Genomic DNA, 12,330 nt, shown 5'->3' with positions numbered 1-12,330 from the left:
GCGTGGCGACCCAGTACCTCGTCAGTATCGACCTGGGCACCACCAACACGGTGCTCGCGTATGCCGCATCGGCCTCGCCCGGCACGGCGGAGGTCGAGCTGCTGGCCATCGACCAGCTGGTGGCGCCCGGCGAAGTCGCTAGCGCGCCGCTGCTGCCCTCGATGCGCTACCACCCGGCGCCAGGAGAACTCGCTCCCGGCGAACTCCAGCTGCCGTGGGTGCAGCAAGACCCGGCGGGAGTCGAACGCGTCGCCGTCGGCCGGCTGGCGCGCGTGCTCGGCGCGCAGGCGCCTGGCCGCCTGGTGGCCAGCGCCAAGAGCTGGCTCTCGCATGCCGGCGTCGACCGCATGGCGGCCATCCTGCCCTGGGGCGCCGACGATGCCGACGTCGAGAAAGTGTCGCCGGTGGCGGCCAGCGCCAGCTACCTGGCACACCTGGCAGCGGCCTGGCATGCGCGCTTCCCCGGCGCCCCTTTGGCGCGCCAGCAGATCGTCCTCACCGTGCCCGCCTCGTTCGACGAAGGCGCGCGTGCGCTCACGCTGGAGGCCGCGCGCATGGCCGGCCTCCCGGACCTGCGCCTGCTGGAAGAACCCCAGGCCGCCCTCTACGACTGGCTGTACCGCCACCGCGCCACCCTGGCCCGGGACCTGGCGGGCACGCGCCTGGTGCTGGTGGCCGACGTCGGCGGCGGCACCACCGACTTCAGCCTGGTGAAAGCGGAACTGGACAAGGACGGCCAGCCGAAGCTGACCCGCATCGGCGTCGGAAATCACCTGATCCTCGGCGGCGACAACATGGACCTGGCGCTGGCGCACCTGGCCGAATCGCGTTTGGCCGGGGGAGAAAATGCGTCCGAACGCCTGTCCGCCGGCCGTCTCGCACAGCTCAGCGAGCGCTGCCGCGCCGCGAAAGAGCAGCTGCTGGCCCCGGATGCGCCGGAGCAGGTCAGCGTCACCCTGCTCGGCGCCGGTTCGCGCCTGATCGGCGCCAGCCGCTCCGCGACGATCACGCGCGAGGACGTGCGGCGCATCGTCCTCGACGGCTTCTTCCCGCCCAACGAGGCGCAGGAGCCGGCCAAGCGCGCCCGCGCCGGCATCGTCGAATTCGGCCTGCCCTATGCGAGCGATCCGGCCATCACGCGCCACCTCGCCGGTTTCCTGCGCCAGCACGCGCGAGCGGCGCGCGAGGCGCTCGGGATGGTGGTAGAAGCGGAGGACGACGCCACCCTTCCTGTGCCTGTACCGGATGCGGTGCTGCTCAACGGCGGCGTATTCCGCGGCGCGGCGCTGGCGCAGCGCCTGGCCGACGTGCTGTCGAACTGGCGCGGGGCGCCCGTCCACGTGCTGCACAACGAGGACCCGGACGTGGCCGTCGCGCGCGGCGGCGTCGCCTATTCGCTGGCCCGTACCGGCCAGGCGCCGTCCATCGAAAGCGGCTCGGCGCGCAACTACTACCTGCTGCTGGACGCGCAACAGTCCGGCGATGGTGGAAGCAACGGCGTGCGCGCGGTCTGCCTGCTGCCGCGCGGCGCCCCGGCCGGCGAGGAGGTCCGCCTGGAGGGCCGCAGCTTCGCCCTGCGCCTGGGGCGGCCGGTGCGCTTCCACCTGGTCTCGTCGACCGCGGATCCTGGCGGCGTGCTGCCTCGGCCCGGCGACCTGCTGGACCTGCCGGCCGCCGACATCGTGCGCCTGCCCGCCATCTCGACGGTCCTGCGCAGCAGCCGCAGCACCGACATCCCGGTGCAGCTGGCCACCGTGCTGCTTGAGGTCGGCACGCTGGAGGTGTCCTGCGTCGCCGAAGAGGATGCTTCCCAACGCTGGCGCCTCGAATTCCAGCTGCGCGCGCAAGATGAGGAACCGGTCGACGACGCCGCACTGCCGCCCGCGCTGGACGAGGCCATCGCCCGCATCGACCGCATCTTCGGCAACCGTTCGCAGCAGGTCGACCCACGCGAAGTGCGCCAGCTGCGCGCCTCGCTGGAATTCCTGCTCGGGTCACGCGAGCGCTGGACCACGCCGCTGCTGCGCCGCCTGTTCGACGCCCTGCTGGCGCGCGCCAAGGGCCGGCGCAGGTCCAGCGAGCACGAGCGCGTGTGGCTGAACCTGGCCGGCTACTGCCTGCGCCCCGGCTTCGGCCATCCGCTCGACGAATGGCGCATCGAGCAGCTGTGGGCGATGTTCGACACTGGCGTGCAATATCACAAGGACGGCCAGGTGCGCGCCGAATGGTGGACCCTGTGGCGCCGCGTGGCCGGCGGCCTCTCTACCGAAGCCCAATTGCGCCTGCTCGACGACTTCGCCTTCAACCTGCAGGCCGACGCGGCGGAACGCGGACGCCGCCCCGTCACGCTGGTGGACGGCACCGAGGACGACATGCTGCGCGTCGGCGCCTCGCTCGAACGCATCCCGTCCGCCTACAAGGCCGAGATCGGCGATTGGTTGATGGGCCAGATCATGGACATGCCGGCCGGGGCCAGGATCGACGCCCGCGCCGCGGCACGCTACGCGCGCTACCTGTGGGCCCTGGGCCGCGTCGGCGCGCGCCAGTCCTTCCACGGCGCCGCACACGAAGTGGCCCCCAGCGCTTCAGCCGAAAGCTGGCTCGGCCAGCTCCTGCGGCTCGACTGGAAGAAGATCGAGCCGGCCGGCTTTGCCGCCGCCCACATCGCGCGCATGACCGGCGACCGCTCGCGCGACATCGGCCAGGCCATGCGCGACGACGTGCTGCGCCGCCTGTCCGCCACCGGCGCCCCCCCTAGCTGGCCGGCCATGGTGCGCGAGGTGGTCGAACTCGACCAGGCCGTCGAGACCCGCATGCTGGGCGACGCGCTGCCGCCGGGGCTCAAGCTGTTGCGCTGAAGGCTACCGCTCGCGGCGGCGTCAGCAAAACACAAAATCCTCATTCGACTTCGGCAGCGCGCACACGACACCGCGCAGGCTGATCCACACAAACCCGGCAACGGGAACCAGCAGCAACCAGAACGCAGACATGATCGACTCCTTCAGCACAGCTCATTTCGCACACACGTGCGAAATGGGTTCAAAAAAAGGGACAGCGTCAGCCGCCCCGGTTCGGACATCCCTACTCCACATCGTTGAAACTCTTGTATGTCGATATCAGGCGGTTGAAGGCCCGTTGCGCCCTGCGCGGCACCGCCCCCGAGCGCAGGAAACGCGCGTCGTGCATCACCCCGATGGCCAGGCTGTAGATCTCGAACACCAGCTGCTCAGGCTCGGTGTCCGGCCGCAGGTGCCCTGCCTCCATCGCCTGCAGCACGGTCTTGCGCAGCGAGGCGCGCCAGCGCATGACGCCTTCTTCGATCCGGTCGCGCAAGGGACCGGGCACGTCGTCGAACTCGAAGGCGCCGGCCGTATACAGGCAACCGCCGCGCGATGTTTCGTTACCGATCTTCCTGAGCCACAGCTCCACCTGCATGACCAGCCGCGGCAAGCCCTTTGGCGCCTGCAGCGCCGGCAGGAACACTTCGATGGAAAAGCGGCGATCGTACTCGTCGAGCACGGCGGCCTGCAGGCTTTCCAGCGAGCCGACGCGGGAAAACACCCCGCTCTTGCTGATGCCGGTGCGCTTGGATACTTCACCCAGTGACACCTTGCCGATGCCCTCGCTTGCCGCCATGTCGACGGCGGCATCGAGGATAATGGCGTAGGTGGTTTCGCTTTTGGCGGTGCTGTTCATGCACTTACTTTAGCACAGGTGTGCGAAATATCAAGCGCCATTTATCCCTAATTGGACGAACAATAGCGGGGTGGACCATCAAGACCAATGTGTATGCGATGTTCTGGATTACCAAGGCGGCACTACCGCATCTGAAGCCCGGCAGCTGCATCATCAACACGGCTTCGCAGCAGGCCTGCGATCCGTCTGAAAACCTGGTCGATTACGCCATGAGCGAGGCGGCCGAAGTCTCGCTGACCAAGTCGCTGGCCAAGCAGCTGGCATCAAAGGGAATCCGGGTAAACGCGGTGGCGCCGGGACCGGTGTGGACGCCACTGCAGGTGTCGGGCGGACAGACGCAGGAAAACCTGAAGAATTTTGGCGCCGATACGCCGATGAAGCGTTCGGGGCAGCCGGCAGAACTGGCCTCTGCGTATGTCACGCTGGCCTCGGACGAAGCGAGCTTCACCACCGGGCACGTCTATGGCGTGTCCGGCGGAGGGGGGACCTGAGGTCTGAGACTGGCGCGCGGGCCGGGGCCGGCCCGCGCGCTGCGCCCCGGTTCAGCGGCGGCCGAACCAGCTCAGGCGGGCGAAAACGGAACTGATTGCGGTAGTGACCGAGCGCGTCGGGATGCGTTTGCTGAACAGGCCGGTGTAGTTGCAGCGCGAATTGACAGTCATTTCTTTTCTCTCCGAAACATTACTTAGCACATTAACCACGGCGCAAATACTGTTCTGTGCGCCAACTCGCATAGCGCGCACGGAAAGCTTCTTTCGCGCGCGCCTTGTGGCAAATGCGTCATATCATGCGGCCAGCAAGGCTGCGCTTTACCCACGACGGGTAGGCCCGAAGGCTTTGCCTCTCAACGACGATCATGGAGGTACGCAATGAGCTACGCAGATCGTGACAGATATGGCATGTACAAGAACACGCGCAGCACTGGTCCGGGACCGGCGCTGATGGGTGCCGAGACGCTGATCGGCGACAGCGTCGTCAATGCGCAAGAGGAAGACCTCGGCGACATCAAGGAAATCATGCTCGACATGCAGACCGGCCAGGTGGCGTATGCCGTGCTGGCCTTCGGCGGCTTCCTCGGCCTGGGCGAAAAGCTGTTCGCCGTGCCCTGGCAGGCGCTGCACCTGGATACCGCGAACAAGCGCATGGTACTCAACGTGGACAAGGAGCGCCTGAAAACCGCTCCGGGCTTCGCCAAGGACGCCTGGCCCGACATGAGCGACGTGAGCTGGGCCGGCGGCATCCACAGCTTCTACGGCACCGATCCGCAACGCTCGGGCGCCCCGACCATGGGGCCGGGGTCGACCATGGGTGGCATGTCTGGTGGCGTGGGCTCCGGTTCGGCGATGGGCAGCGGCATGGGCTCGAGCATGGGTGCCGGGTCGGCTGGCGACGCCGGTGGCGCGGGCAGCAGCCTGGGCGTCAGCGTCGGGTCGGGGAGTGCCCACGGCGACTCGTATGGCGTCGGCGGCAGTGCCGATCCGCGGCCGAGCCACGAGGGCAGCGACAAGGACCTGAGCCGCATCCGCGGCAGTAACATCGGCTGACTTTGTAGGGTGGGCGGCTTTGCCGCCCACGCGTTCAACCACAAGGTGAATGATCACGCCGCGAGAATACGAACGTGATTTGAACGCGCGGGCGGGAGACCCGCCCACCCTACGAACATCAGCGAATCATCGACTCCCACACCTTCTGCAAGCGCTTGGCCGACACCGGCATCGGCGTGCGCAGCTCCTGCGCGAACAGCGACACCCGCAACTCCTCCAGCATCCAGCGGAACTCCAGCATGCGCGGATCGTTGTTCTTGCCGGCCTGGTTCTTGAGCGTACGCTGGAACTGGCTGGCCGCGTTCTGCCATTCCGCCATCAGCTGCGCGTCGCGCGACGGGTTGCCGCGCAACTTCTCCAGGCGCACGTTGATCGCCTTCAGGTAGCGCGGGAAGTGCGCCAGCTGGCTGTACTCGTTGTCGGCGATGAAGCGCTTGTGGATCAGGCCCTGCAGCTGGCCCTGGATATCCGCCTGCACCACCTGCGGCAGGCTCTGGATGCGCTTGGGCATGCCGTGGAACTCCGCCAGCACCGAGCCCACCAGGCGCGCGATCTCGTTGATCAACAGGCCGATGCGCCCCTTGCCTTCGTCCTTGCGCTTGTTGAACTCTCCCGAGTTGATCGGCAGCGGATCCTGCAGGCAGGCGATGTCGATCGCCTTGGCGATGATCTGGTCGCGCAGCTCTTCCTGCGTGCCCACGCTCATGAACTGCATGCCCATGCCCTGCAGGCCGGGAATATTCTTCTCGGCGAATTTCAGCTGGTCCTTCAGCTGCAGCATGAACAGGCGGCGCAGGCCGACGCGGTGGGTGCGCGCGGCAACGTTCGGGTCGTCGAAGACTTCCAGGTCGCAGTGCGTGCCCTTGTCCACCAGCGCCGGGAAGCCGATCAGGGTCAGCTTGCCCTGGGTGATCTCGAGCAGTTCCGGCAGTTCGCCGAAGCTCCAGGTAGTCAATCCGGTATGCTGGACCGCGCCTGCCTTTGGCGCCGGCGCAGCCGACGCGGCCGGGGCGCCAGGCTTCGTCACCGGCGCATTGCCCTTCCCTCTCGATGGCGCAGGCACGGACGGTGCAGCCGCCTGCAGCTTAGCCGGCGCGGCCGTCGGCGTCGCTTCCGCCATCTTCTGGAAGCTCTGGCGCGCCTGCCCGCCCAGCTCCGCCTGCAGCGTCGCCAGGTTGCGCCCCATCTCGAGCTGGCGCCCGTGCTCGTCGATCACCTTGAAGTTCATGGACAGGTGGGCCGGCAGGGTTTCCAGCTTGAAGTCGGTGGTGAGCACGCGCGCGCTGGTGTGCTTGTGGATGTCGTCGATCAGGGCGTCGATCAGGTCGCCCCTGGCAAAACGCAGCGGGTCCTGGTGGCGCTCGTAGAAGTTCGCCGCGTAGTCCGGCAGCGGCACGCAATGACGTCGCAGCTTCTGCGGCAGGGATTTCAGCAGCAGGTGCACTTTCTCCTTCAGCATGCCCGGCACCAGCCAGCCGGCGCGCTCCAGGGGAATCTGGTTCAGCGCGAACAGCGGCACCCCCAGGGTCACGCCATCGCGCGCGCTGCCCGGCTCGAAGTGGTAGCTCAGCCCCATCTCGATGCCGGTGACGTTCATCGTCTTCGGGAACAGCTCGGTGGTGACGCCGGCCGCCTCGTGCCGCATCAGCTCTTCGCGGACCAGGTACAGCAGCTTCGGATTGTCGCGCGCGGCGTCCTTGTACCACTTCTCGAAGCCGGCGCCGTTCACCACCGTGTGCGGGATTTCCTTGTCGTAGAAGGCGGCGATCAGCTGCTCGTCCACCAGCACGTCCAGGCGGCGCGACTTGTGTTCGAGGTTCTCGATTTCCTTCACCAGTTTATGGTTGTGCGCGTAGAACGGCGCACGGGTCTCGTAGTCGCCCGCGACCAGCGCGTCGCGAATGAAAATCTCGCGCGCCTCTTGCGGGTTGTGCTGGCTGTAGTTGATGCGGCGGTTGCTGTACACGACGATGCCGTACAGGGTCGCGCGCTCGGTCGCCGTCACTTGCGCCTGGCGCTTTTCCCAGCGCGGCTCGCCCCAGGACTTCTTCAGCAGGTGGGCGCCGATCTTTTCCACCCACTCCGGCTGGATCTGGGCGATGGTGCGCGCGTACAGGCGCGTGGTTTCGACCAGCTCGGCCGCCATCACCCAGCGCCCCGGCTTCTTGGCAAGGTAGGAACCCGGCCAGATGTGGAACTTGATGCCGCGGGCGCCCAGGAACACCGGCTCGTCTTCGGCCTTGAAGCCGATGTTCCCCAGCAGGCCGGTGAGCAGCGCCATGTGCAGCTGGTCGTAGGTGGCCGGGGCCGCGTTCAGGCGCCATCCCTGCTCGCGCGCCACCGTCAGCAGCTGCGAATGCACGTCGCGCCACTCGCGCAGGCGCAGCTGCGACAGGAAGTTGGCGCGGCAGTTCTCCTGCAGCTGGCGGTTCGACTTCTTGTGCTCGATCGCGTCCTCGAACCAGGCCCAGATCTTGAGGTAGCTGAGGAACTCGGATTTCTCGTCGGCGAACTTCTTGTGCTTCTCGTCGGCCTGCTGCTGGTACTCGATCGGGCGGTCACGCGGGTCTTGCGTGGACAGCGCCGAGGCCACGATGAGCATCTCGGTGAGGCAGTCGTTGTCGACCGCGGCCAGGATCATCCGGCCCACGCGCGGGTCGAGCGGCAGCTTGGCCAGCTTGCGGCCCAGCGGGGTGAGATCGTTGGCGTCGTCGACCGCGCCGACTTCCTGCAGCAGCTGGTAGCCGTCGGCGATCGCGCGGCCCTGCGGCGGCTCGATGAAGGGGAAGGTCTCGACGTCGGTGAGCTGCAGCGACTTCATGCGCAGGATGACCGCGGCCAGCGAGGAACGCAGGATTTCCGGGTCCGCGAACTTCGGACGCTTGTTGTAATCGTCTTCCTCAAAGAGGCGGATGCAGACGCCGTCGGCCACGCGGCCGCAACGGCCGGCGCGCTGGTTGGCGGACGACTGCGCCACCGGCTCGATCTGCAGCTGCTCGACCTTGTTGCGGAAGCTGTAGCGTTTTACGCGCGCCAGACCCGTATCGACCACGTAGCGGATGCCCGGCACGGTCAGCGAGGTCTCGGCCACGTTGGTGGCCAGCACGATGCGGCGCGCGTTGGTCGTCTTGAACACGCGGTCCTGCTCTTCGACCGACAGGCGGGCGAACAGTGGCAGGATCTCGACGTGCGGCGGATGGTGCTTGCGCAGCGCCTCGGCGCAGTCGCGGATCTCGCGCTCGCCCGGCAGGAATACCAGCACGTCGCCCGAACCGATGCGGCACAGTTCATCCACGGCATCGACCACGGCCTCCATCAGGTCGCGCTTGTCGCGCGCCGCTTGCGCCTTCGGAGGAGGATCGCCCGGCTTGGCATTGGCGCTTGTTACCGGGTCGCGGTCCACCGGGCGGTAACGCACCTCGACCTTGTACAGGCGGCCCGATACCTCGATGACCGGCGCCGGTTTGCCCGGCGTGCCGAAATGGCGCGAGAAGCGCTCCGCATCGATGGTCGCCGAGGTGATGATGATCTTCAGGTCCGGCCGGCGCGGCAGCAACTGCTTCAGGTAGCCGAGCAGGAAGTCGATGTTCAGGCTGCGCTCGTGCGCCTCGTCGATGATGATCGTGTCGTAGCCGCGCAGCAGCGGGTCGGTCTGGGTTTCGGCCAGCAGGATACCGTCGGTCATCAGCTTGACCGACGCGCCCTTGTGCAGCGTGTCGTTGAAACGCACCTTGAAGCCCACGTGCTCGCCCAGCGGCGAGCCGATTTCCTGCGCAATGCGCTTGGCGGTGCTCGACGCGGCGATACGGCGCGGCTGGGTGTGGCCGATCAGGCCCTTCTGGCCGCGGCCCAGCTCCAGGCAGATCTTCGGCAACTGGGTGGTTTTACCGGAGCCGGTTTCGCCCGAGACGATGACCACCTGGTTCTCCTGGATCGCCTTGGCGATCTCCGCACGGCGGCCTGACACCGGCAGGTCTTCGGGGAAGGTGATCGGCGGGAGCGGATTCCGGAACGGCGGGCTGCGGTCGTCGGCGCGCGGGGTCCGGCCATCCGGCTTGCGCTCTTTTGCGGAAGCGGGGCGCGCCGGTTGCGGCGAAGGATTGTTACTCTGATCAGACATTGATTTTTGCGAGGTATTTGGTGCGCACAACGCGCAGCGAATTATAATGCGGCAAATGGAAAACCCTACCCAATTCGTCCAGTGGCTGCGCTCTGTCGCGCCATATATCCACACCTTCGGCGGCAAGACCTTCGTCGTCGCCTTTCCGGGCGAACTGGTCGCCGCCGGCGCCCTGCCGGTGCTGGCCCAGGACCTGTCCCTGCTGCTCGGCCTCGGCATTCGCCTGGTGCTGGTGCACGGCTCGCGCCCGCAGGTGGCGGAGCAGCTGGCCCTGCGTAACGTCGAAGGCCGTTTCCATAACGGTATCCGGATCACCGACCCCGCCGCGCTCGAATGCGCGAAGGAAGCCGCCGGCGAACTGCGTCTCGACATCGAAGCCGCCTTCAGCCAGGGCCTGCCGAACACGCCGATGTCGCATGCCCAGATCAGCATCGTTTCCGGCAATTTCGTGGTGGCGCGTCCGCTGGGCGTGATCGACGGCGTGGACTTCGAGCTCACCGGCGTGACCCGCAAGATCGCCGCCGAGAAGATCCAGCCGATCCTGCAGACCGAGGACAGCCTGGTGCTGCTGTCGCCGCTGGGCTTCTCGCCGACCGGCGAGATCTTCAACCTGACGATGGAAGACGTGGCCGCCTCGGCTGCGATCGCCCTGCACGCCGACAAGCTGATCTACATCACCGAGACCGCAATGATGTCCGACGCCGCAGGCACGGAAATCCGCGAACTGTCCTCGCACCAGGCCGAGGCCGTGCTGCAGGCGGGCTTCCTGCCGCCGGATGCCGCCTTCTACCTGCGGCACGCCATCAAGGCCTGCAACAGCGGCGTGGACCGCGCCCACATCGTGCCTTTCGAGATGGACGGCTCCGCGCTGCTCGAGCTGTTCACGCACGACGGCGTCGGCACCATGATCAGCCACGAGAACCTGGAGAGCCTGCGCCAGGCCACAATTGAGGACGTCGGCGGAATTATCAAGCTCATCGAGCCACTGGAAGCCGACGGCACCCTGGTTTACCGCGGCCGCGAGCTGATCGAACGCGAGATCGACCAGTTCTCGATCATCGACCACGACGGCGTGATCTTCGGCTGCGCGGCGCTGTATCCGTTCCCGGAAGCGAAGATGGGCGAGATGGCCTGCCTGACGGTGAGCCCGGACGCCCAGACCCAGGGCGACGGCGAGCGCATCCTGAAGCACATCGAGAACCGCGCCCGCGCAGCCGGCCTGACCAAGCTGTTCGTGCTGACCACGCGCACCGCGCACTGGTTCAAGAAGCGCGGCTTCGTGCCGGCCACGGTGGACGACCTGCCAAAGGACCGCCAGCACATGTATAACTGGCAGCGCCGGTCACAGGTTTTCATCAAGACCCTATAATAGAGCTCTTACTGCGTGTCGGCCTGCCCGCACGGCTTGATTAACAGGATTACAGGAGTACACCATGGCCCGCACCGTCCAATGCATCAAACTGAACAAGGAAGCCGAAGGACTGGACTTCCCGCCGGTACCAGGCGAAATGGGCAAGAAGCTCTACCTGTCGGTCTCGAAAGAGGCCTGGCAGGCATGGCTGAAGCACCAGACCATGCTGATCAACGAAAACCGCCTGAACCTGGCGGACGACCGCGCGCGCAAGTACCTGGCGACGCAGATGGAACGTCATTTCTTTGGTGACGGCGCTGCGGACCAGGCACAGGGCTACGTGCCGCCGCCGGCTTAACCCCGGAACGCTTGCACCTCGCCTTTGTAGGGTGGGCGGGTTTCCCGCCCACGCGGTGATAGCTGCGGTCTGATATGTCGTGGCAGTTCCGATGATTGTTGAGCTGCGGTCTGATATGTCGTGGCAGTTCCGATGATTGTTGAACGCGTGGGCGGCGGAGCCGCCCACCCTACGTCCAGCACCGCAGCTAACTACATCTTCACACACTGGCGCAACTCGCACCGCGCCATGAATACCTTCCCGTCCTCGCAGCGCATCCGGTAAACCTCCACCGGCCCCGCTTCCGTCACCAGCCCGGCGCCCTGCCCGCTCGTGCAGCCCTGCCCCTTCGCCATTTTCTCGACCGTTGCCGACGACACGCCCATCCTGAACGGTACGCGCTCGATCGGGGTGCCGTTCGCATCAAGCAATGCGGGAGCCGCCGGCCTGGCGGCTGCGACAGGCGCCGCCGGCGCCGGCGCCATCCTGCTCTTGTACAGCGTGCAGCCGCCCAGCAGGACGGCCATCAGGACAGCAACAGGCGCCAGTGCATGCTTCATGCGTTCCTCGCTCAGAAAGTCAGGGTTTTCACGCCTTCGGACGTACCCAGCAGGCAGACATTCGCGCCCGCCTTGGCGAACAGGCCGACGGCGATCACGCCGACCATCTGGTTGATTTGCTCTTCCAGCGCGACCGGGTCAAGGATCGACAGGCCGACCACGTCGATGAGCTCCCCGCCGTTGTCGGTGATGAAGGCTTCATCGCTGCCCGGTTTCAGGCGCAGGCGCGGCTGGCCGCCCAGCGCCGCCAGTTGGCGCATCACCGACGCACGCGCCATCGGAATCACTTCGACCGGCAGCGGGAATTTGCCGAGGGTCTCGACCAGCTTCGAGCCGTCCGCGATGCAGACGAATTTCCTCGCCACGGACGCCACGATCTTTTCGCGCGTCAGTGCCGCGCCGCCGCCCTTGATCATCGCGCCGGTGTCGGTGATCTCGTCGGCGCCGTCGATGTAGACCGCCATCGAGCTCACGTCGTTGAGGTCGAACACCGGGATGCCATGGCCGCGCAGGCGGCTTGCCGTCGCTTCCGACGAAGCGACGGTGCCCTTGATGCGGTCCTTGATCCTGGCCAGCTCGTCGATGAAGAAATTGGCCGTCGAGCCGGTGCCGACGCCGATGATTTCGCCGTCCACCACGTAATCGATCGCGGCGCGCGCCACGGCTTGCTTGAGTTCGTCCTGGGTCATGATGCTGTTGGAGTAGATAAAAGAAGCCGCCAT

At 66.6% G+C, this 12,330-nt stretch carries 8 protein-coding genes and 1 pseudogene; 5 read left to right on the top strand and 4 right to left on the bottom strand.

The features are described 5' to 3' along the window. The first annotated feature begins 2 nt into the window (after positions 1-2). Complete coding sequence (locus AC56LU_RS08660) at positions 3-2,858, top strand: Hsp70 family protein (protein WP_497175185.1); 2,856 nt, start codon at positions 3-5, stop codon at positions 2,856-2,858. Positions 2,859-3,081: 223 nt separating this feature from the next. Here AC56LU_RS08660 and AC56LU_RS08655 read toward each other — a convergent pair whose 3' ends face one another. Beyond that, positions 3,082-3,696 carry a TetR/AcrR family transcriptional regulator gene (locus AC56LU_RS08655; protein ID WP_497175184.1) on the bottom strand — a complete coding sequence of 205 codons (615 nt, stop codon included), beginning with the start codon at positions 3,694-3,696 and terminating at the stop codon, positions 3,082-3,084. 71 nt (positions 3,697-3,767) lie between these two features. On the opposite strand from AC56LU_RS08655, the pseudogene AC56LU_RS08650 reads away from it, so the two are divergent. Both AC56LU_RS08650 and AC56LU_RS08645 read left to right on the top strand, forming a co-directional pair. After that, positions 3,768-4,187: pseudogene (locus AC56LU_RS08650) on the top strand (SDR family oxidoreductase); the annotation flags it as partial. A gap of 378 nt (positions 4,188-4,565) precedes the next feature. Continuing rightward, a complete protein-coding gene (locus AC56LU_RS08645; RefSeq protein ID WP_497175183.1) occupies positions 4,566-5,240 on the top strand; it encodes a PRC-barrel domain-containing protein in 675 nt (224 codons plus the stop codon). A 118-nt stretch (positions 5,241-5,358) separates the two neighbouring features. Here AC56LU_RS08645 and hrpA read toward each other — a convergent pair whose 3' ends face one another. Next, a complete protein-coding gene (gene hrpA, locus AC56LU_RS08640) occupies positions 5,359-9,360 on the bottom strand; it encodes an ATP-dependent RNA helicase HrpA (protein ID WP_497175182.1) in 4,002 nt (1,333 codons plus the stop codon). A gap of 55 nt (positions 9,361-9,415) precedes the next feature. Here hrpA and argA point away from each other — a divergent pair, with 55 nt between their 5' ends. Both argA and AC56LU_RS08630 read left to right on the top strand, forming a co-directional pair. Further along, entirely contained in the window at positions 9,416-10,729 is a 1,314-nt protein-coding gene (gene argA, locus AC56LU_RS08635) for an amino-acid N-acetyltransferase (protein ID WP_497175181.1), read from the top strand. Between the two features lie 64 nt (positions 10,730-10,793). Further along, positions 10,794-11,069 (top strand): oxidative damage protection protein, encoded by a 276-nt coding sequence (locus tag AC56LU_RS08630; RefSeq protein ID WP_497175180.1) that lies wholly within the window; start codon positions 10,794-10,796, stop codon positions 11,067-11,069. Positions 11,070-11,260: 191 nt separating this feature from the next. Here the strand turns inward: AC56LU_RS08630 and AC56LU_RS08625 are convergent, their stop codons facing one another. Both AC56LU_RS08625 and rpiA read right to left on the bottom strand, forming a co-directional pair. Further along, positions 11,261-11,608: a hypothetical protein gene (locus AC56LU_RS08625; protein WP_497175179.1), complete on the bottom strand. Its 348-nt coding sequence runs from the start codon at positions 11,606-11,608 to the stop codon at positions 11,261-11,263. Between the two features lie 11 nt (positions 11,609-11,619). After that, on the bottom strand, positions 11,620-12,297 hold the full coding sequence (gene rpiA / locus AC56LU_RS08620; protein ID WP_497175438.1) for a ribose-5-phosphate isomerase RpiA: 678 nt from the start codon (positions 12,295-12,297) through the stop codon (positions 11,620-11,622). Between the last annotated feature and the right edge of the window lie 33 nt (positions 12,298-12,330).

Source organism: Telluria sp. PB2R4, from assembly GCF_059685695.1.
The sequence above is the reverse complement of the archived record's forward strand: the minus strand, read 5'-3'. Positions and strand labels throughout refer to the sequence as shown.